Here is a 19,295-nt window from a genome sequence, read left to right as displayed (position 1 = left end):
TGAACGACGATGGGCCTCTACCACAACGGGAATTACCACAACCACGCGAGCGCCGAGATCGACTGCGCCGGCAAGCCGTTCCTGGGCATCACCACGCTCAACTACTCGGACGAGCTCGAGAAGGAGCTGCAATACGGCACCGGCTCGATCGCGCTGGGCGTCTCCCAGGGTCAGTACAAGCCGAACGCCGACATGGAGATGTTGAAGAGCGAGTGGGAGCGCATGAAGGCCGTGCTCCCGCAGAACGGGTTCGGCGAGTTCCCGTTCAACATCGGGGCGACGTTCAAGGAGGCGAGCGGGACGATCGTTGACGAGCTGCGCACCGTCTTCATCACCAAGGTCGAGAACGCGTCGCAGCAGGGTCCGGCCGCGAACAAGGTCAAGCTGTCGCTGTGTGTGGTCGAGCCGATTCGCCACAACGGTTCGACGCTGGTGAAGGTCAAGGAGCGCCCGCGCCTCGCGCTGCGGACGTGACGGGAGAGGTTATGAGCAAGCCGGACATGAAGGGGTGGACCCCCGAGCAGATCAAGGCGTACGAGGAGGCCGCGGCGGCGCTGGCGGCGGAGGAGAGCGCGATCGCGGAGGCTAGCGCCCGCCAGGAGCGCGAGGCGGCCTCCCCGGAGGCGCTGGCGGAGAAGCTGCGCGAGCAGGCGGCGGCGGCGCGCGAGGCGCGGGCGCGGGCGGCGCGCGATGCGGCGGACGACGCCGCGTACCGCAAGGCCTGCAAGGAACACGGCGAGCGGCGTGTGGCGCGCACCCGCACCGTCGAGGGATCCGTGATCCAGCGCGCCATGACCCGGCAGGAGCACGAGGAGTTCAGCGACCGGATTGCCGGGCTGGAGAGCGAGGCCGACATCCTGAAGGTCGCGCGAGCGGCGACGCTCGACACGGTGGTTCACCCGCCGCGGCCGCGCATGCTCGAGATCCTCGAGCGATATCCGCGGCTCTGGGTGCACCTCTACGCCGCGCGCGATGAGCTGATCACCGGCGTGGAGGAGGCCGCCCGGGGAAAAGGCTGAAGCTGTACGAGGAGGCCCGCGGGCGTCTCGAGGCGACCGCGGAGCTCCTCGCCGCGCTGCTCCCCCCGAGGCTGCGCGCGGACGACAGGGCGAGAGCAGCGCTCCTGTGGATCGCTGAGGTCGGCAGCAACCTGATCGGGTTCGAGAGGAATGGACAGCCGTAGTGGAGCTCGTCGCCAAACTTGATGACCAGATCTCGGAGCCCGCGGCTGCGGCCGCGGCGGCCCAAGAGGGTCTCGCGCAGGCGACGAAAGCGGCGGACGCGCAACTGCGGGCGCTCGACAGCACCCAGCAGAAGGCGGCGCGGCGCTCGCAGCTACAGGCCAAGGCCTTCAGCCCGAAGGCCTACCAGCAGCAGATCCTGGCGGAACGCGAGCTCGCCGGCGCGAAGGAGAAGGCGCTTCAACAGCTCGGGCTGGGCCTCTCCCAGCGAGAGAAAGAAGAGGCCGCGGCGAAGAAGGCCGCGGAAGAGGAGCGCAAACGCGAGAGAGACGCCGCGCGCAAGCGAGCGTCCAGCGGCATAGGGGGGCTGGCGTCGCAGGCCAAGTCGCTCGCGCTCGCCCTCGGTGCCGTCGCCGGCGTGTCGGGGGCTCTCGGGTTGGCCAAGGTCGCGATCGGCTACCAGGGCATGGCCCGGCTCCAGGTGATCTCGTACCAGGCGGGCCTCCAGATCCGCTCGCTATTTCGGGGCGTCGACTCGCGGCCGCTGGAGCGCGCCTACCTCCAGTTCACCAAGCTATTCTCGCTGTCTACCACGACGGGACAGGCGGTCTCCAAGGGCCTGACGCGCGGCTTCAACGGCCTGTTCTCGGCCATCGAGAAGGCGGAGCCGTACGTGTCCGGCTTCATTCGCGGCATGGTGCTCGGCGCGCTCAAGGTCGAAGGGGCGTGGCTGGCTGCACGGATCTGGCTCTTCCCGCTCACGGATGCACTCGAGGACGCAACCGGGAAGGTCGACGGGGTCAAGGTCGCCGCGTACGCCGGCGTCGTCGCGGTGGGGTTGCTCGCCGCGAAGGGGACCGGGATCCTCTCGGTCGGCAGCGCAGCGCTGACGGCTAGCAAGGGGCTGACGCTGCTCGCGGCGCGCGGGACCGCTGCGGGTTTCGCCGCTACCGGCGCGGCAGCGCCGTGGCTCGCCTTCGCCGCGGCGATCGGGGCCGTGGTGGCCGCCGGCTATCAGCTCTCGAAGCTGATGGACGAGTGGGACACGGACGTGATGCTGCGCGCGCTCGGGATCGGCGGCGGCGAGTCGGACGCCGATCGGATGAACCGGCAGTTCGACGAGGAGGCCGCGGCGCGCCGCAAGGCCGGCAAGAAGTCGCTCGTGCGCGAGGTGGACCAGCTCCCGGCCGCGGCGGGGCCACGCATGGCGGGCGATGCGTGGATGGACACGCGGAGTCAGGCGCTGATCGACGGCAAGAAGACCGGCGCGGCGATGGGGGCCGGCATCGTCACCGGGCTCAAGTCCAAGGAGGCCGAGGTCGCCGCCGCGGGCGGGGCGCTCGCCGCGGCCGCGGACCGCGGTGTGCGCTCGGCGGCGGACATCCACAGTCCATCGCGCCTGTTCCGCAAGGAGGCCCGCTATATGGGCCAGGGCGCGGAGCTCGGCCTCAAGGACAGCGCCAAGGGCGTCCAGATGGCCGCCGCGGAAAGCCTCGTGCCGTCGCCCCGCGCTGCCGCCGCGCCGAGCTCGGGCGGCGCCGCAGGCGGCGCGCCGGCGAGCGTCACGCTCTACTTCATGGGGGACATCAACGTCGGTGCCGGCGTCGACCGCCAGGAGGTCCGCGAGAGCTTCGATGAGGCGATGACCGCGATGCTCCAGCAGGTGGGAGTGATGCTCGGCGCGCCGCGCGCGGAGGTGCCGAGTGCTGGTTGACAGCCCGATCGACAACCCGGCCGCGTGGGACTCGATCACCATCGACGGGATCGACACGCCTGGGACCTGCGCGCTCTCCGGCGGCGTCCGACGCACCAAGATCGACCAGCAGGTCTCGCCGATGCAGTCGGGCTCGTTCTCCGTCACGCGCGGGCTCGAGCTCGTGCAGGTCGACTACAAGGTCCGCGTCTGGACGACGGAGCAGTTTAACGAGCTCCAGGCGCTCGCGGCGCGGCTCGCGGCGGCGCAGGAGAGCAGGCCGCCGCGGCAGCTGAGGCTCGTCGATATCGCGGTCGCGCACCTGAAAATGAAGGGCGCCGAGGTCTCGTGGCTTGGCCCGATCGAGAACCCCAAGCCGGGCACGTGGACTCTTGGCTTTGGCTTCCTCGAGTGGAAGAAGCGCAAGCCGATCGGCGGCGTCGCGCGCCCGAAGGACGACATTGACCGCGCGATCGAGGCGCAGGAGCAGCAGAATGCGGGGCTGCGCGCGCAGATCGAGGCCCACAACGCGGCGCGCGCGAGGGGGCTCTGATGGCGTTCCACGTCGCCGGCATCGACATCCAGCGCGCGATCGCGGTGCTCCCGGACGCGGGGATCTGGTCCGTGCGCGCCGACCTCGTCGGCGGGAAGGCGCCGCCGGAACGTGCCCGGGTGCAGGTGGTCCTCGGCGACCTCGTGCTGTCCGGGACCGTGCGCCACGCGGAGGTGTTCGCGGGCCGCGCCGAGGTCTTCATCGTCGGCGGCGCGGACCGGTGGGGCGATCCGGTCCAGCGGCGCCCGTACCGCGCGGACAACGGCGTGCGGCTCGACCGGGTGGCTGGCGACCTCGCGCGCGACGCCGGCGAGACGCTGGCGCCCCTGGGCGCGCTCGCGGGCGCGATCGTGGGGTACGCGTGGGTCCGGCCGGAGGGCCCCGCGGTCGCTGCGCTGAACGAGCTCGGGCACCCGTGGTACGTGGACCTCGACGGCTCGACGCGGCTCGGCGCGCGTCCCACCGTCGCCAGGGGCGGGCTGCGCCTCGGTGTCAACTACCGCCCTTCGCTGCGCCGCGCGGTGATCACGAGCCCGGAGGACGCATTCGCCGCGCTCACGCCCGGCTCGGTCATCTCCGGCGATGGGTTCCCGACCCTGACCATCCGGGCCACGACGATCCAAGTCACGGACCGCACCGCCTTCGCCGAGGTCGACGTATGAGCGCCGCGCCCGACTTCGCTCGACTCCTGCGCTTCATCGAGTCCGGCATTCGCCGCTTGATGGCCTACTCGTGGGTCCACCCCTATCGAGTCGTCGGGCAGAACGCCGTGTCTGGCCGCCTGAGCCTCCAGGCGGTGAACGAAGGCGACGTCCTGCTCCCGCAGCTCGTCGAGGTCCCGAAGGCGCACGGGACGCCCGGCGTCGACGAGAAGTGCCGGCCCGGGACGATCGTGCTCGTGGGGTTCCAGGGCGGCAACCCGGGCGCTCCCTACGTGGCCCACTACATCGAGTCGGTGCGGCGCCCCGGGGAGGCAGAGACGCCGCAGACACCGCTCGAGCTCGAGCTCGACGCCGAGGACGAGATCCGCGCCGGAGCGGGCGCCACGCTGGGCGCGGCGCGCGTCAACGACACGGTGACGGTGCTGCTCCCGCCGGCGATGTTCGTGGGGACCATCGGCGGCTCGCCGGCGAGCGGCATGGTCATCTGGAGCCCCGGGCAGACCACCGGGACGATCACCACCGGCAGCGCGAAGGTGAAGGTCGCATGATCGTGGACTACGGCTCGCTCAGCCTCGGGGTGGTGGTTCCCGGCGCCGCGAACGCCGCGGTGGCGATCGACGTCGCGTGCGGCGTCGCCGCGCCGAACGTGTCCGCGCAGCTCACGGCGCTCGCGACGTTCACCCCGAGCGCGTCGCTCGGCCTGGCGGCGCAGCTCGATCTGGCCCAGGCCATCGTGGCGAACATCCAGAGCGCGATCGCCCTCGGGCTCGAGTCCCCGAGCCTCGATGCGCAGGTGGCGGCGGCGGCCGCCATCACGGCCGACCTGCAGGCGAAGCTCTTGACGGTGCAGGCGCAGGTCGACATCGCGGTAGAGCTCCAAGGCATGCTCGCGACGGGCGGCGTGCGGTTGCTCAAGTTCGTGGGGACGCAGGACGCGTTCGGCGCCGAGCTGGCCGCGGAGCTTGGGCCCGCGACGACGGCAACCTACGCGCTCGTGCTGCTCACGAACGGCGGCGCCGCTTGGACCGCCGTCCAGGGGGTGTTCAAGACGTCATGAGCGCCTACGGCGAGAGCATCAACATCGACAGCCCCACGTTCCGCCGGACGAGGGACCCCGCGCGCATCATCGCCCAGGCGATCGAGATGCGGCTGTCGACGCGGCGCGGGACCTACATCGACGATCCGGACTACGGGCTGCTCATCGACGACTTGCTCCTCGATGCGGCCCCGGCCGGCCGCCGCGCGCGCCTCGCTGCGGAGATCGCCGGGGAGATCGAGAAGGACGAGCGCGTCGAGAGCGCGACCGTCACGCTCGCCGCGGAGAGCAACGGCGGGGTGTCGTTCGCGGCCGATGTGACCCTCGTCGATGGGCAGGAGTTCCCGCTCACGATATCGATTCATGACTTGACCGTGGATGTCATCCTCAGAGGTGCTTGATGCCTACGCCGCTCGATGACCTGTTGGCCGACCTGACCCCCGAGGAGATCTTCGAGGACCTCCTCGCGATCGCGAAGGCGCTCGGGCTCTCGACGACGGCATGGCAGCCGGGGGAGCCGATCCGGGGCGTGATGTCCGTGTTCTCGCGGTGGACAGCCCCCTTGTGGAATGGCCAGGTGTTGCCCGCCCTGCGGGCGCTCTTCTTGGATAAGTCCTCTGGCGACTGGCTGACGCTCGTCGCGTGGGCGTTCTACAAGGTCTATAAGAAACAGGCCACGTTCGCGAGCGGACCGGCGATCACCGTCGAGAACCGCGAGGGCGGTTTCTGGGGGATCAACCCCGGCGACATCCGGTTCGAGGTCGCGGGCAAGACGTACACGAACATCGACGGCGGCACGCTCCCGGCGTGGACGGGCACCGGGGCCTTCCCGGTGGTCGACCTGCACTTCGTCGCGGACGAGGCGGGGACGGACAGCGATCTCGACCTGGCCGACGTACCGGAGCACCCCGCGGCGCCGTTGCTCGCGCCCGGCGCGGGCATCTACCTCCGCGCGGGAGAGGGCATGCTCCTCGGCCAGGACGAGGAGGAGGACGACGATCTCAAGGAACGCTGCCGGCTCTCGACGGGGCCGCTCTCTCCGGCCGGGCCGCGCGCCGCGTACCAGTACGTCGCGCTCTCGACGCGCCGGCCGGCGGCTGACGAGGCCGTGACGATCGAGCGGCTGCTCGTCTCCCAGGCGGGAGATATCGGCGTCAACGTCAACCGCGCCCTCGTGCGGAACCTCGGCGGGGGCGTCGTCGACGTGCGGCTCGCCTCGCCGTCCGGCGCGGCGTCTGGCGACGTCGCCACCGCGGGCACCGACGTCTACCTGGTGAACCAGGCGATCCAGCTGCTCGTGGTCCCGATGGGGCTCACGGCGAACGTGGCCTCCGCCGCCGAGGAACCGCTGGCGATCGCGCTCGAGCTCGACGTGCTGCGCGAGAGCAATGTGACGGCCGCCGCCGCGAAGGCGGCCGCGGAGAAGGCCGTCAACGACTTCTTCCGGCGCTTCCCGATCGGTGGGCGCAAGCTGGCAGACAGCGCGGTGCGGTTCGTGGTCATGAGCGAAGTGCGTGCGATCGCGAAGGCCGCGTCGCCAGGCATCTACCGGGTCAGGTCGACGCCGCCGGACGATCAATCGATCTTGGTGACCGACGTCGTCGTCCCCACCGTGACCGCGACCGCAACCCTCGTGGAGCAGTGACATGGCGCTGATCGACAAGCTCGAGACGATGCTCCCCGGGTGGATGGTCGAGCGCTCGCACTGGCTCGCGCTCGGGGGCACGTTCGCGGCCGTCATCGACGCGCTGATCGAGGGCGTGCACGACGGCGTCCTCGGGGCGCTGCCTGGCCAGATCGACGACCTGCCGTTCTTGGGCGGATTCGCCGGCACCGACGGGCTCCCGCTCATCGGGCGCGACCGACGCATCCCCCGCGGCCTGTTGGAGAAGCCTGGCGTGTACGCGGCGGCGCTCCGGGAGTGGCTATTCATCCACCGCCGCGCGGGCACGGCGTTCGGCTTTCTCGCGCAGGTGCGGCGCGTGCTCGGGCCGAGCTTCCCGCGCGTGCGGCTCGTGACCGGGGCCGGCGTCTGGCACACGATCGAGTCGGACGGCTCGATGAAGCTGCACACGCCGGCCGGGACGGGGCTCCAGATCAGCGCGCAGGGCGTGTCGACGCCGCTCACCACGCCGGCGCACCCGTGGGACTGGGACGGCTCCGGAAACCCGTTCCAGGCCTTCCTAATCGTGTACGCGCCCGTCGGTGGGCTCATCGCGGCGAACGAGGGGACGTGGGGTGACGGCTCGACGCGGTGGGGTCGAGAAGGGGAGCCCGGTGGGGGCCTCATCGGCATCGACTCGACGCTCGCCGTCGTCAACCAACTCCGCGGCCTGATCAACGAGTTCGGCGCGCTGGGCGTGACGATCCCCTGGGTCGTCGTCGCCTTCGACGCGGACAGCTTCGACCCGGAGACCCCCGGCCCCTATCCGGCCGCGGGGATGCCGGACGGTACATGGGGGCGCGCCGGCCGGCTCGTCGGCGGGGTCTACACGAGAACGCGCCTGAGCACAGCGCGGTACGTGAGAGGTGTCTTATGAGCACGGTGACGGGTAACAGCGCTGCTTATCACGCGTCGGTCGAGGCCCCGGACGACGGCGACGAGCGCGACGCGGAGGCGCTCCAGGTCATAGCGGAAGCTGCGATGGACAACACCGCGTTCCTATATGCGCGTGTCGTTGGCGGGTCGGAGGTGATCAACACCGGCGGCCTGAACGTCGCCGGTACCGCGGACATCGCAGGGAGCGCCCACGTCGGCGGCAGCCTGACGGTCGACGGCAACTTGACGGTCCACGGCACGGCGAATGTGCACGTGCTCGATGTCGACCTCGGCGCCGACGTCGGCGGCGATGTCGTGGTCACGGGCGGCAGCGTCACGTCCGAATTCGGTTACTTCCTCCTGTCTCCAAAGACGGTTACGATCGCCATCGACGGACCAGCAGAGACCGATGACGGGTGGGAGTTCAACCGGTCGACGAACGACTTCTTCTGGTCGTCGACGTCAACGAGCCAGCGGCGCATCCGGCTCTGCCTGAACGCTGTCGTCCCTCGCAACGCCAACATCACCCAGATCGTCGCGCGGTTCAAGGGCGCCCCTGGTCACTCGGCGCTGCCTGGAGGAATGCCAACTCTCATCCTCTACAGGAAGCGGATCGGAACGACGGGGGCCGCGTCTGGCGTAGTCGACAGCACGAACGACGGGTCCGCGGATACCACGGCCTACCAGGCAGAGCATAACATCACTCTTACCCTGGGGACGCCCCACACTGCCGACACGTCGACGCACTCCTATTACGCAGTGATAACCAGCGAGTCCGACGGCGGCTCCAACGCGATTGCTGGGGCTGAGTTCTACGGGCTGCGCGTCACCTACACCTACTCGAGGGTTGACAGGCAATGAGCTGGATCACCGACAAGCTCCTCGGCCTCCGGGCCGTATTCTTCGGTGGGGAGCAGCTGCCGGAGCGTGGTGCGCTGGAGTTCGCGGGCGACGGCGTCGAGGTCGAGGACGACCCCGCGAACAAGCGCACGAAGGTGACAATCGCCGGCGGCGGGGGCGGCCCGAGCGTGCTCCGTTACGAGCGCGCGGCGGACTCAGACCCTCTTGACGAAACGGTCACGCACCTGAGCTCGTTTCTGACAGAGAGTCGTCGAATTACGACAGCGCACTTTTTGTCGTACGACGATTACGACAGCGGTAGTGCCGTTGATATCGCTCGTATCCAGCTGGTGGCGCAATCTCCAGGGCTCGAGGATATTTTGCTGGGTGAGATCGCCACCAATACGGGCGGTGGCGTCTCCGGTTGGACAGGCGTTTACAGCGAACTTGGTGCGTCGATGATCGGTATTCCGCTTGACATACCAACCGTGCCGGAGCCTTACGCTCTCGTTTTTCGTGTGCTCAAGCAGGGGGCCGGTTCGACTCTGCCGAGAATTATGCTTTTCGTCACATGGGCCCCGGAGGATTGAGGCGATGGCCATCGCAAACGCGATAGGCGGTCGTCGCGGTCCCCAAGGGCCTGCAGGACCGCAGGGTGCGCCAGGCGCCACGGGCCCGACCGGCCCCGCCGGCGCGGACGGCGCGCAGGGGCCCCAAGGCCCGCAGGGGGCAACAGGCCCTTCGTGGGATGTCCAGGCGACGGGTCAAACGACCAACGCGAACGGTCCGTTGGATATCATCACATGGCCTGTACCAGCAAACACCGTGCAATTCATCCGGGTGAATTGCACGGGCTCGGCGACGGTCTCGGGCAACCCGCGGGCCGTGGCGTTCGGGCGGGAGCTCTGCGTACGTCGCGGGGCTAGCGGTGCGGCGGCGATCGTTGCGTCGTCGCCGAACGGCACGCTGACCGTGCGCGACACGGAATTGAATACCACGAACATCGCGTTCAACGTCGATTCCAGCGGAAACCTGTTGGTGCAGGTGACAGGGACCGCCAGCGACACGATCACTTGGAGAGCGAACCTTCGGGCCTCACCCACTGGAGCGATATGACAGCAGCGTACGACGACCAGTTCATCACGGACACGGAGATCACCGCGTCGGGCGCGCACGAGATCGCGCGCATCCCGATCGCGCCCGGGGCGACGGCGGCGGGTGTGGCCGAGTTCTTCATCGTCGCGCGCGGCTCCGGGACGCGCATCTTGATCGACGAGCCCCGTGTGCGCTTCGCGAAAGGCTCTTCGCTCAACGTGCAGCCGCTCACGCGAAACGAGCCGCCGTTCGTGGGCGCGGGGCTCTCCGGCGCGACGCTCGCGATCGTGGCGGACGGGAGCGACATCGTCGCGCGCGTGACGCTCTCCAGCGCGGTCAGCATCTCCGTCAAGGTGCGCTGCAAGATCAGCGGCATTTTCGGGGGCGACGCGTGAGCACCGCCTACCCGCGGCCCTCGACGCCGGAGCCCATCACCTACTCGCACGCCGCGGACGACGGCACGCCGATCAGCGGCGCCGACGTCGTGGTGCGGGTCCGACGCGCCGACGGGCTCTGGCTCGACTGGGCGGACGGCACCTACGCCGCGCGCGCCGCGGTCGCGCAGCTCGACGAGCCCATGCCCGAGATCGACGAGCCGGGCACCTACGAGGCGACGTGGCCGGGCGGCGAGGACGGCGAGCGCTACAAGGCCTTCGTCGCGGTCGACGGCGTCGTTCGCGGCGTCGTGGAACTCCACGTGGGAGGCCTCGCTGCGCCCGGGGACGAGATGTCGCTCGAGGCGGGCGCGGTCACCGCGGTGCAGGTCGGGCTTGCAACCGCGGCCGCGCTCGCGGACGTGGCCAGCGACGCGGAGATCGCCCGGAAGGTGCTCGACAATCGGCAGGAGGTCGACGCCGTGGGGGGCGGCAGGTGCATCACCTACGACGACGACGGGACGACGCCCTGGCGGACGAGGACGCTGCGCGACGGCGACGGCAACGGGATCGCGCTCGGCGCCGGCGTCCCGGCGAGGAGGGGCGCGCCGCAATGAGCTGCTCCACCGCCATCCCGAAGTACTGCACGCGGCAGGGCGCGCGCGACCCGGTCGCCCTGCGCATCGTCATCGCGGCGAGCGATGCCGTCCCGGACCTCACGCTGGTGACGGCCGTCGAGCTCTCGGCTCTGGACCGGCGCGCTTCGCCGGCGACGCCGGAGACCTGGACGACGACGATCCTCGAGCGCGTCGAGGACGAGCTTGTCGTCGAGCACCGCTACCAGGAGGCTGACACCGCCACGCCGCGGACGTGGCGCATCACGCCGTGGATGACCATCAGCGGGGCCGCGAACCCGGTCGCCGCCGCCACCTTCGACCTGCAGGTGATGGCGCGGCCATGAACCTGTTGGGCTTGCTGTCGCAGCTCGGGAGCGCGCTCGTGTCGCTCGGTCTGGGGGGGCCGGGCGAACAGGAGCGAGAGGCGATCCCGTGCCCGGAGGTGCGCGCTACGGCGGACGCGCACACGATCGTCGAGGTGACCGCCGAGAGCCACACCGTCGTGCAGGTCACGACGGACTGCTGAGGAGCCCCCCATGAACGAGAACGAGCGACGTCCACCGATCATCCCGACCGAGCCGCCGCCGCCTCCGCCGGCGCGAGCGCCCGAGGAGCCCATCGAAGAGCCGCCGCCCACGGTGCCACCGACCGAGCGCCCCCGGCATCCCTCCTCGCCCGACCACGCCCCTTCGCAGCGCTCTGGCGGGCGCGTGACGCTCAAGCGCAAGGAGACGCCGCCCGAGGGGACCCCGGTCATCATCGACCGCCAGCGCGGCAGCGCCCGCGCCCAGGCCGGCATCCACAGCGCGGGCCTCGCCGGCGTCTACCTGCTCGGCTGAGACGCCGCGGTGTGGCCGGTCGTCGCCGCCGCTCTCCTGCTCCTCGCGATGGCGGAGAGCGCGGCGATCGTCGTCCTCGCGCTCGTCCTCCGCGCGATGCGGCGCGAGCGCGCGCCGGCGCCAGAGGCCGCCCGGGAGAGCGAGCCATCGCCCTCCGAGGAGCTCACCCCGGCTCGCCGACCGATCGGGTTCCGGCCGCCGTGACGGCCTCCTTCGCTCGCTCGGCGCGCACCCGCCCAAGCCACGCCGCGGCGTGCTCGCACGCAGGCTCGACGTCGACCTCCGCCGTCGCTGGCCCAGTCATGTTGGTGCGCATCATCCAGCGCACCCGGGTCACCGTCCACTTCCCGCGGTAGCCTCGACTGTCTTGACCGGCAGCCATGATTGTCTCGCCGACGCGCGGGACGTCGCCGGTCCAGTCGCAGACCTCCACATCGTCGTCGGCCATCGCGCAATGCAACATCACGCCTCCTCGCGCATCAAAGCGCGCCCTTGCAAGAATACCAGCACCGCCCCCATGACGCCCGCCTGCGCCGCCACGACGGCCCACCCCCACCCGAGCTTGGCCCAGGCCTCGGGGAAGCCCAGGGGCCCCGCGAGCGCGAGCACGTCCCCGCCGGCGAGCACCAGCGCGCAGGTCTCCGAGACGCCCGCGGCGCGCGGCGAGCGCCAGAACGACACCGCGGCCGCGCCCTGGACGACGACCGCCGCCACGTGCGCGGCGAGGGGCGCGTGCGGCCAGAACCACGGCCAGGCGACCGCCAGCCAGAGCGCGGCGGCCCAGATGGCGAGCGGCGCCGCCGGCGCGGCCCACGGCCCGAGCCCCGCCAGCACCCGCAGCGCGCACCACGCCGACAGCGCCGGCGCGGCGAGGTAGAGCGCGAGCTCGACCTGCGGCGGGAGCTCCAGCGCCGCCCGCGCGAGGTCGCCGACGAGCACGCCCCCGAGCGCCCACGCGATCGGCCGGTGGGCGGCGTCGCGCCGGGCGAGGACGGCCGCCAGGACGACGGCCGCGCCGATGACGAGGCGGGGGACGATCACGAGCGGCGTGGTGGGCGAGGTCGAGAAGGACCTCACCGGCGAGATCTAGAAGCTCCCGAGCGCGGCGAGTCCGACGCCCGCCGTGTCACCCCATGGGAGGCGAAGATAGAGGGCGGAGAGCTCGACACCGACGCGCGTGTTGCCGTCGACGTAGAGAGCGCGCACGTCCCCCGCGGTCCAGGCGTTCCACCACCTCATGCACTGCCTGACGCCGGTATCCCACGGTCGGCACGTCGCGAGTTGCCCGTACGGCAGGCCAAGTCCGCCCCCGAGCTCGAAGGCGCCCCAACGCCTCCACGCCCCTGCCCGCGGCCCGGCGACGACACCCATGTGATACCAGCCGCCCTGGATGCCGATGAGGCGGAGGCCTGCGCCAAGGTCCACCCCCGCGTCGTCGCCAATCGGGACCCGCGCGAGCGCGGACGCACCGGCCGACATGCCGCCCGCAGGTGCGTCGAACCCCAAGACCATCACGCCGGCCCACGGCTCCACGGTGATGCGGACCTTGCGCGGCTCCTGACCGACGGCGGAGGCAGGCAACGCGAGGGCCGCGGCGATGCCCAGCGTGCAGAGCGAGCGCTTCATCGGTCTCCTCCGCCGGACGAGGCGGACGTGCTCGGCGGCGCATCGTCGAGCGGGTTGTCGACGCAGGCCCAGTCGACGCCCTGGGGACACAGGACGCCGCCGGGTCCGACGAATCCAGGTACGCCCATCAGCAGCAACTGGATCTCGACGGGGGGAGGAGGGCCGAGCAGGGCGTCTCGGATCTGTTCGTCAGTGATTCTTTTGGCGTCCATCTCGGGCGGGATCTTGGCCGGATCCATGTCCGGCTCGAACCAACTCCACTCGCATCCGAACTGGTCGCCTCTAATGCGGTTAATATCTCTTACGATGAGATCCAGGCACTCCTTGTATGTCGTTGTAAGGTTCCTGTTCAGACACAGGAGCATCTCCTCCATCGGTACGGGAATGTACTCACCGTCCTTCGCCTTGCCGTCTACGCAGAATAGGCCTCCGAGGTTGTTTCCGCGGTGATTAAGGCAGTACCCGTAGGCTATCCGGTTGGCGGCCCACTGGGACAGTGCTGCCTTCAGCCCTGTCGGCAGTGACGCCACCTGGTCTTGTAGCCTGTCCAGATCGTCGCCGTCCGGGATGGCCTTGCATCCGACCGCCATCGCCACGCCAACTACAAGTGCCGCAATTATCGATCTCATTGTGTCTCCTAGTCCCGCATCACCGCGGACGCTCGCCCCCGCACGCAGGGGCGAGCGTCCGCGGCGCCACGTGGCGCCGGGTCGGTCAGGTCGGTGAGCCCCTCCTCGCCCGCGCGCGGGCCGCGCTATCGGGGCAGTGCCCGACGCAGCAGCCATGCACCCCGCTGAGCACGCACGCGCAGCGCTGGTCTGCGGCCGAGAGCAGGTCGGCGGTCAGCACGTAGGCGGGCCGGTCCCCACCGCACTTGCACCGGCAGGCCGTGAGCTGCGCGCGGAGGCTCTCGAGCTCGAGCCGGAGCCCCTCGATCTCAGACAGGAAGCCGATGCGCTCCTCCATCAGGTGCGCCTCGAGCGGGCGCCGCATCTGGGCGCGGGTCGACTCCCGCACGGCCTCCTCGACGACCGCGCGCGCGAAGGCCTCGAGGCTCTCTGTGGTCTTGCGCACCAGCGCCGCCGGCGTGCCGTGGTGCGCGAGACGGCTGCCGTCCACGTCGTGGCCCGTGATCCGGCACGCGACGGAGAGCGCCGCGGGCGCGACGCCCTCCGTGACGGGCTCGAACCGCTCGAGCAGCCCGAGGGCCTCGGTGATGAGGCGCATCCCCGAGGATCGCCGCTCGGCCTCCGGCGTGCTCTCGTCGAAGAGCGCGACGGTGGCCATGAGCTTGGCGCGGAGCGCGACGATGTCGTTCATGCCGCCCGCGCCCCCTTCGCCGCCCGCATCCGCGCCGCGATCGCGTCGAGCTCCTGGACCTCCTCGCGGGTGAGGCCCTGCACGTCGATCTCGTGGATCACGGGCCGCCGCGGCTCCCTGGGCTTCGGACCCCGGTTGCTGACGACGAAGCTCTCCACCGAGGCCGCGTCGACGTACCAGGTGCCGCCGTCCTTCCGCGCGCGCAGGCGGCCCGCCGTGATGGCCTGCCTCGTCGCGCTGTCGCTGATCCCGAGCCGCCGCGCGGCCGAGGCCACCGAGAGCTCGCGTTTCTGTTCTGTGCCTGACATCGCCTCTCCCTTCCTTCCACCACCCCGAAACCACGCGGCCGCCTTGCGCCTGAGCGCCTCGCGCGCGCGGGCGGCCGCCACGCGCTCGCGGTTCAAGCAGCCGCAGCTCTCCGCCTTGCCGCTGCGCAGGTGCTTGCCGCGCACCCGGAGCCGCACGCTGCACGGCACGCACTCGACCAGCGCGAGCGCCGCGCGGTGCCGATCGCGCCCGGCGTACTCCTGGATCACCCGCAGGCGCCCGTAGTCCTGCTCCAGCGGCCCGGCCCTCATCGCGAGCCCCCTTCGCCCCCGCGGTGGCGCGCGTGCGAGCACCGGGCGAACGGACAGGCCGGGTCGCTGCATGGGTCCACATCGCCGCCGGTGACGTCGTGCGCGGCCTGCGCCGACCCCGCCTCGAGCACGTCCCAGAACACGCCAGCGGCCGCGGCGGCGCCGCGCATCTCGACGAGCTCGACTACGACCTGCTGGTCGCCGGCGCCGCCATGGGCTACGTCTGGGGAGGGGAGGGAGCCATGCGGGACGGCCTCATGGCTCTGCCCCAACGCTGCCCCAAAAACGACATTTCGCGCACTTACGGGCGCCGGTCCGGGTGCATGCGGCGCGTCGAACCCTCCGGATGGCGGCTCGAAACCAGCAGATGGCGGCATATTACGCGGGTTCGAATCCCGCTGGGGACGCCATCGGTAGTGCACCTGGCACTACCCTCGATGGCGAGCATCGCCTCGAGCCCGACCTCCCCCTCGATCCGGTAGCGTTTGCCCTCTCGCGCGCTCGGCGATGCGGCAACGCATCTCCGGAGGGCCTCGGCGATGGCCTGCCGCGTCGACCAGCCCTGGGGGCTCGACGCCGCGGGCGTTGAGGTCCTTCGCGATCGTTCGAAGCCCTTCACCGGCGGCGTACCGCCGGAAGATCTCGCGGACGATCTTCGCCTGCTCCTCGTTGATCTTGTACTCGACGCGTACGCGCCGGTCGCCGTCCTCGATCTCGATATTGTCGTAGCCGTAGACCCGGCCGCCGACGTTGAGCCCGCGCCGGGCCTTGGTCGGGAGGTGCTCGTGCGTCCTCTGGCTGATCTTCTCCCGCTCGAGCTCGGAGGCGAAGTTACGCACGGTGAGCACGACCTTGTCGACAGCGCCGTCGATCCTCACCTCCTCGTCGGTGAAGTAGTAGAAGAGCCAGACGCCGGTATCGAGCAGGTTCTGGATGAACGGCGAGGTCCGGTTCATGTCGCCGCCGAGGCGGGACTCGTCGCGCACGAGGACGGGGGACCCGTCCTGCGGCTGCCGAAGCTGCACGTCGAGATCGAGCCTCGTGCGACCGAGACGCGATGCGGCGGGCTGGCGTTGGTCGAGCAGTTCTATCGGAAGTTCGGGGTGGCCCAGGAGATCAATCAGCGGGTTCGCGTGCTCAAGCAGCACCTTCCGTATCGCGAGGCGGACCATGTGCTCGCCCAGGCGATGAACGTCTACGTCGGCGGGCGGTGCCTGGAGGACACGGCAACGCTGCAGAACGACGAGGCGGTGTGCAGGATGTTCGGTGCGTGCCGGCAGCCCGACCGACGACCGCGGGGGACTTCCTGAGGCGCTTCAACGCCGACGCGCTGACTGGTCTTCGGCAGGCGATCGACGCGGTCCAGCACAAGGTGTGGAGCAAGCTCGCGCGGCACAATGGCCGGCGCTGCACCGAGCGCTCGCTCGCGGTCGTCTACCTCGACGGCCATCTCAAGGCGCTGTACGGGAATCAGTTCGAGGGCGCAGACTTCTCCTACAAGGGCAAGCTGTCGTTCAACGCGCTGGTGGTCACGCTGGCCGGCACCGGCGAGTGCCTCCGCATGGTCAAGCAGTACGTCGGTGAGGTGGGCTGGACCCCGCGGGGCAGCCATCAACCCCTGCGGCTCGTTGTTCGCCGGCAGATCCTCGACCGCTTCGAGGGAGAGCAGGGCCGGCTGACCGACTTCATTCGCGAACGATACGTGGTGACCGACCTCCCCCAGAGCTGGTCGGTCGAGGACCACAGGCATTCATCGGGCGCGTCAGAGTTGGCTCCGCTTCGCTGGCTCGCACCGCTTCGTGCATACGCTCTTCGCCGCTCTCCTCGGCTTGTCGCCATAGCGTTGACACCGCCCCGCAACGCACGCGTCGCATGCGTATCGCTGTCAAACGCCGCTTGCAGCGGATACGTGTGTCCTCAGCCAGGGGAAAGAGCCTCCTCGAGCGGCGTTGGACCGGCTCAGCTCGTCCACGTTCCCCTCATTGCCGCTCGAGCTCGCCGCAGCAGCACTGAAAATGTTGGGGCTGCCTATATATGTGACTCGTGAGTAAAGAAATGTTGTGGCTGCCGACACATGGTTGACTCGTGAGCAAAGGCGGGTCAATTCTTCTGAGCGGGGAAGAACCGGATCGAGGGCAAGTCGGCGGCGGAGGTCTCGCGCATGGCGGGGATCTCTCCAAACACGGTGGCCGCGCGTTTGCATGCGCGCAGTGCGCGCTCCGTGAGGCACGCGCTTCGTGAGGACTTGACGGCGCGAGAGCGCGCGCTAGAGCATCGACCAGGTTGATTTTTTGGAAATTCTGAGCGGTCCGATGGATGGATCGACAGGTTCGCATGGCCATGATCTCATCCGCACCAGGAGGTGCATGAATGGAACGATAGTCGCCGCCGGTGGAGCTGTCGCGGCAGGAGCAGTCGCTGATGAAGCCGTTGGCACGCGTAAGGACACTGCTCGGCTTTCTCAGGCTGCACCGGCACGAGCTGTTCGACGGGGCATTCCAAGAGCAGCTCGAGAGCATGTACCGGACAACGGGAGCAGGGGAGCCGCCCCATCCACCGGCGCTCATGTGCATGGTCACGCTGCTTCAAGGTTACGTCGGCGCATCGGATGCAGAGGCGGTGGAGCTGTCCGTCGTGGACCTGCGCTGGCAGATGGTGCTCGGCTGCCTGGGTGCGGTCACGCCCCCATTCTCGCAGGGCGCGCTGCAGGGGTTCCGAGAGCGCATGGTGGCGCACGAGACGGCGGCTGCGCATCGCCGAGCTCCACATTGATCGCGCCTACGTGAACAGTCCCGTCGTGGATGGCCTGGTCACGACGATATGACGGTCGGCGGACAGAGGGCCGTCTAGATGCGCGTCGATTGTGTGTCGACCAGCCGCCACACGTGGAGTTCGTGAAAGGTCCCCGTTCAGGAAATAGGCTCGGTGTACGGCTGGTCGCGCGCCGACGGCGCCAAGGAGGAGTGATCGATGTTGTCAGCAGACATGCCCATGGTCGCCGGCCTCGCCAAGACAGCAGAGGATTTGTATGAGTCCGTCAAGCGACGTGAGTCCAGCGCACGGACCTATGCGTCGTCGTTCGAAACGGTGTTCGAGCGCGGGACGGGCATCCGCATGCGCGACCGGTCCGGGCGCGAGTTCATCGATTGTCTGGCCTGCGCCGGCGCTCTGCCGCTCGGGCACAATCACCCGGAGATCCGAGACGCACTCCTACACTTCATCGACTCGGGTCACGTGCAGCAGGTCCTGGATCTGACCACGCCGGCCAAGTGCGAGTTCCTCGACGAGCTGTTCGGCCTCTTACCAGACAAGTGGGCCGCCCGGGCGAAGGTCCAGTTCTGCAGTCCGAGTGGGTCCGATGCGGTCGAGGCGGCGATGAAGCTGACGCGCATCGCTACGGGTCGCCAGCCAATCATTGCCTTTCACGGCGCGTACCACGGCATGACCGGCGGCGCGCTGGCCGCGATGGGAAATCTCACCCCCAAGGCGGGGCTGCCCGGTGCGGCTGGCGGTATCCACTTCGCGCCGTATCCGTACCGGTACCGCTGCCCGTTCGGCACCGACGGACGCGATACCGACCAGCTCTCGATCCACTACTTGCGAAATCTGTTGTGTGATCCGGAGAGCGGGATTCCCCGCCCAGCGGCCGTCATCGTCGAGGTCGTCCAAGGGGAGGGAGGGTGCATCCCGGTCTCGGACGACTGGCTACGCCAAGTGCGGCAGCTCACCCGCGAGCTCGAGATCCCGCTCGTCATCGACGAAGTGCAGACCGGATTCGCACGGACCGGGACCATGTTCGCGTTCCAACGCGCGCGCATCGTGCCCGACGTGCTCATTCTGTCCAAAGCTGTCGGCGGTGGTTTCCCGCTGTCGGTCGTCGTGTACGACGAGGCTCTCGATCTGTGGTCCCGCGGCATGCACGCCGGAACGTTCCGCGGTAACCAGATCGCGATGGTGGCCGGAAAGGTCACGATGCAGATCTTGCGACGCGATCGGCTCGCCGAGCACGCAGCGGAGATGGGTGAGCTGCTCATGACGGGTCTGCGCCGGATCGCGAGCGACCACCCGGAGCTGGGAGACGTGCGCGGGCGCGGGTTGATGATCGGCGTCGAGGTCGTGGAGCCGTCGCCCGGCGCGCGCCGCGGACGGCACGACGGAGTGCTGAGCGCGGCGATCAAGCGAGCGGCATTCGAGAGCGGCTTGCTCGTGGAAACTGGGGGCCGGCGTGGCTCCGTGCTCCGGCTGCTCCCGCCGCTGATCGTGACGAGGTCCGATGTCGGCGAGATCCTCGACCGCCTCGAGGCGGCGGTCGCTCGCGCCAAGCGGCAGTGACGAGGCCGTG

Annotated in this window: 28 protein-coding genes and 1 pseudogene; 21 read left to right on the top strand and 8 right to left on the bottom strand. The window is 69.8% G+C overall.

Annotated elements, in window-relative coordinates:
- The first annotated feature begins 9 nt into the window (after positions 1–9).
- The 12 genes from NQZ70_RS26140 (at position 10) to NQZ70_RS26085 (ending at position 9,094) form a co-directional block, all read left to right on the top strand.
- Positions 10–474 carry a hypothetical protein gene (locus tag NQZ70_RS26140; protein WP_129576628.1) on the top strand — a complete coding sequence of 155 codons (465 nt, stop codon included), beginning with the start codon at positions 10–12 and terminating at the stop codon, positions 472–474.
- An 11-nt stretch (positions 475–485) separates the two neighbouring features.
- Positions 486–1,019: a hypothetical protein gene (locus tag NQZ70_RS26135; RefSeq protein WP_129576627.1), complete on the top strand. Its 534-nt coding sequence runs from the start codon at positions 486–488 to the stop codon at positions 1,017–1,019.
- Between the two features lie 163 nt (positions 1,020–1,182).
- Positions 1,183–2,895, top strand: coding sequence for a hypothetical protein (locus NQZ70_RS26130; RefSeq protein ID WP_129576626.1), 1,713 nt, complete (start codon positions 1,183–1,185; stop codon positions 2,893–2,895).
- Positions 2,885–3,427: a hypothetical protein gene (locus NQZ70_RS26125; protein ID WP_129576625.1), complete on the top strand. Its 543-nt coding sequence runs from the start codon at positions 2,885–2,887 to the stop codon at positions 3,425–3,427. Before NQZ70_RS26130 ends, NQZ70_RS26125 begins: the two co-directional genes overlap by 11 nt.
- Entirely contained in the window at positions 3,427–4,089 is a 663-nt protein-coding gene (locus tag NQZ70_RS26120; RefSeq protein WP_129576624.1) for a hypothetical protein, read from the top strand. The genes NQZ70_RS26125 and NQZ70_RS26120 overlap by 1 nt, the downstream gene beginning before the upstream one ends.
- Positions 4,086–4,637 (top strand): hypothetical protein, encoded by a 552-nt coding sequence (locus NQZ70_RS26115; RefSeq protein WP_129576623.1) that lies wholly within the window; start codon positions 4,086–4,088, stop codon positions 4,635–4,637. Before NQZ70_RS26120 ends, NQZ70_RS26115 begins: the two co-directional genes overlap by 4 nt.
- Complete coding sequence (locus NQZ70_RS26110; RefSeq protein ID WP_129576622.1) at positions 4,634–5,146, top strand: hypothetical protein; 513 nt, start codon at positions 4,634–4,636, stop codon at positions 5,144–5,146. Before NQZ70_RS26115 ends, NQZ70_RS26110 begins: the two co-directional genes overlap by 4 nt.
- Positions 5,143–5,526: a hypothetical protein gene (locus NQZ70_RS26105; RefSeq protein ID WP_129576621.1), complete on the top strand. Its 384-nt coding sequence runs from the start codon at positions 5,143–5,145 to the stop codon at positions 5,524–5,526. The genes NQZ70_RS26110 and NQZ70_RS26105 overlap by 4 nt, the downstream gene beginning before the upstream one ends.
- Entirely contained in the window at positions 5,526–6,770 is a 1,245-nt protein-coding gene (locus NQZ70_RS26100) for a baseplate J/gp47 family protein (RefSeq protein WP_129576620.1), read from the top strand. The genes NQZ70_RS26105 and NQZ70_RS26100 overlap by 1 nt, the downstream gene beginning before the upstream one ends.
- Position 6,771: 1 nt before the next feature.
- Positions 6,772–7,665, top strand: a complete 894-nt coding sequence (locus NQZ70_RS26095; protein WP_129576619.1) for a hypothetical protein — start codon at positions 6,772–6,774, stop codon at positions 7,663–7,665.
- A complete protein-coding gene (locus NQZ70_RS26090; protein ID WP_129576618.1) occupies positions 7,662–8,525 on the top strand; it encodes a hypothetical protein in 864 nt (287 codons plus the stop codon). The genes NQZ70_RS26095 and NQZ70_RS26090 overlap by 4 nt, the downstream gene beginning before the upstream one ends.
- On the top strand, positions 8,522–9,094 hold the full coding sequence (locus NQZ70_RS26085; protein WP_129576617.1) for a hypothetical protein: 573 nt from the start codon (positions 8,522–8,524) through the stop codon (positions 9,092–9,094). Before NQZ70_RS26090 ends, NQZ70_RS26085 begins: the two co-directional genes overlap by 4 nt.
- A 174-nt stretch (positions 9,095–9,268) precedes the next feature.
- Here the strand turns inward: NQZ70_RS26085 and NQZ70_RS26080 are convergent, their stop codons facing one another.
- The gene (locus NQZ70_RS26080) at positions 9,269–9,577 is read right to left on the bottom strand and encodes a hypothetical protein (RefSeq protein WP_165374173.1); all 309 of its coding nucleotides are present in this window, start codon (positions 9,575–9,577) and stop codon (positions 9,269–9,271) included.
- Between the two features lie 39 nt (positions 9,578–9,616).
- Here NQZ70_RS26080 and NQZ70_RS26075 point away from each other — a divergent pair, with 39 nt between their 5' ends.
- The 5 genes from NQZ70_RS26075 to NQZ70_RS26055 are packed head-to-tail and all read left to right on the top strand — an operon-like array spanning position 9,617 to position 11,429.
- Positions 9,617–9,994, top strand: coding sequence for a hypothetical protein (locus NQZ70_RS26075; protein WP_129576615.1), 378 nt, complete (start codon positions 9,617–9,619; stop codon positions 9,992–9,994).
- On the top strand, positions 9,991–10,590 hold the full coding sequence (locus NQZ70_RS26070) for a hypothetical protein (protein WP_129576614.1): 600 nt from the start codon (positions 9,991–9,993) through the stop codon (positions 10,588–10,590). Before NQZ70_RS26075 ends, NQZ70_RS26070 begins: the two co-directional genes overlap by 4 nt.
- Positions 10,587–10,934, top strand: a complete 348-nt coding sequence (locus NQZ70_RS26065; RefSeq protein ID WP_129576613.1) for a hypothetical protein — start codon at positions 10,587–10,589, stop codon at positions 10,932–10,934. Before NQZ70_RS26070 ends, NQZ70_RS26065 begins: the two co-directional genes overlap by 4 nt.
- Positions 10,931–11,116: a hypothetical protein gene (locus NQZ70_RS26060; protein ID WP_129576612.1), complete on the top strand. Its 186-nt coding sequence runs from the start codon at positions 10,931–10,933 to the stop codon at positions 11,114–11,116. Before NQZ70_RS26065 ends, NQZ70_RS26060 begins: the two co-directional genes overlap by 4 nt.
- 10 nt (positions 11,117–11,126) lie before the next feature.
- On the top strand, positions 11,127–11,429 hold the full coding sequence (locus tag NQZ70_RS26055) for a hypothetical protein (protein ID WP_129576611.1): 303 nt from the start codon (positions 11,127–11,129) through the stop codon (positions 11,427–11,429).
- Between the two features lie 163 nt (positions 11,430–11,592).
- On the opposite strand, the gene NQZ70_RS26050 is transcribed toward NQZ70_RS26055, so the two are convergent.
- The 7 genes from NQZ70_RS26050 to NQZ70_RS26020 all read right to left on the bottom strand — a co-directional run bounded on the left by NQZ70_RS26050 (position 11,593) and on the right by NQZ70_RS26020 (position 16,125).
- Positions 11,593–11,877 (bottom strand): hypothetical protein, encoded by a 285-nt coding sequence (locus NQZ70_RS26050; protein WP_129576610.1) that lies wholly within the window; start codon positions 11,875–11,877, stop codon positions 11,593–11,595.
- 14 nt (positions 11,878–11,891) lie between these two features.
- Positions 11,892–12,506: a hypothetical protein gene (locus tag NQZ70_RS26045; protein ID WP_129576660.1), complete on the bottom strand. Its 615-nt coding sequence runs from the start codon at positions 12,504–12,506 to the stop codon at positions 11,892–11,894.
- Positions 12,507–12,515: 9 nt separating this feature from the next.
- Entirely contained in the window at positions 12,516–13,055 is a 540-nt protein-coding gene (locus NQZ70_RS26040) for a hypothetical protein (protein ID WP_129576608.1), read from the bottom strand.
- Positions 13,052–13,684 carry a hypothetical protein gene (locus NQZ70_RS26035; RefSeq protein ID WP_129576659.1) on the bottom strand — a complete coding sequence of 211 codons (633 nt, stop codon included), beginning with the start codon at positions 13,682–13,684 and terminating at the stop codon, positions 13,052–13,054. The genes NQZ70_RS26040 and NQZ70_RS26035 overlap by 4 nt, the downstream gene beginning before the upstream one ends.
- A gap of 85 nt (positions 13,685–13,769) precedes the next feature.
- Positions 13,770–14,375: a hypothetical protein gene (locus tag NQZ70_RS26030; RefSeq protein ID WP_129576606.1), complete on the bottom strand. Its 606-nt coding sequence runs from the start codon at positions 14,373–14,375 to the stop codon at positions 13,770–13,772.
- Entirely contained in the window at positions 14,372–14,953 is a 582-nt protein-coding gene (locus NQZ70_RS26025) for a helix-turn-helix domain-containing protein (RefSeq protein ID WP_165374172.1), read from the bottom strand. The genes NQZ70_RS26030 and NQZ70_RS26025 overlap by 4 nt, the downstream gene beginning before the upstream one ends.
- Before the next feature lie 428 nt (positions 14,954–15,381).
- The gene (locus tag NQZ70_RS26020) at positions 15,382–16,125 is read right to left on the bottom strand and encodes a recombinase family protein (RefSeq protein WP_129576604.1); all 744 of its coding nucleotides are present in this window, start codon (positions 16,123–16,125) and stop codon (positions 15,382–15,384) included.
- Here NQZ70_RS26020 and NQZ70_RS26015 point away from each other — a divergent pair.
- From NQZ70_RS26015 to NQZ70_RS26000, 4 genes and pseudogenes are all read left to right on the top strand, one after another.
- Positions 16,027–16,263 (top strand): hypothetical protein, encoded by a 237-nt coding sequence (locus NQZ70_RS26015; RefSeq protein WP_165374169.1) that lies wholly within the window; start codon positions 16,027–16,029, stop codon positions 16,261–16,263. The genes NQZ70_RS26020 and NQZ70_RS26015 overlap by 99 nt on opposite strands.
- Entirely contained in the window at positions 16,224–17,000 is a 777-nt protein-coding gene (locus NQZ70_RS26010; RefSeq protein WP_129576603.1) for a hypothetical protein, read from the top strand. Before NQZ70_RS26015 ends, NQZ70_RS26010 begins: the two co-directional genes overlap by 40 nt.
- Positions 17,001–17,374: 374 nt before the next feature.
- A pseudogene (locus tag NQZ70_RS26005) lies at positions 17,375–17,692 on the top strand (transposase); the annotation flags it as partial.
- Positions 17,693–17,944: 252 nt separating this feature from the next.
- Positions 17,945–19,285: a diaminobutyrate--2-oxoglutarate transaminase family protein gene (locus tag NQZ70_RS26000; protein ID WP_408022438.1), complete on the top strand. Its 1,341-nt coding sequence runs from the start codon at positions 17,945–17,947 to the stop codon at positions 19,283–19,285.
- Positions 19,286–19,295 lie beyond the last annotated feature (10 nt).

The sequence above is a fragment of the Sorangium sp. So ce836 genome, assembly GCF_028553905.1.
Taxonomy (GTDB): Bacteria; Myxococcota_A; Polyangia; order Polyangiales; family Polyangiaceae; genus Sorangium; species Sorangium cellulosum_D.
This window is presented reverse-complemented; position numbering and strand designations above follow the sequence as displayed.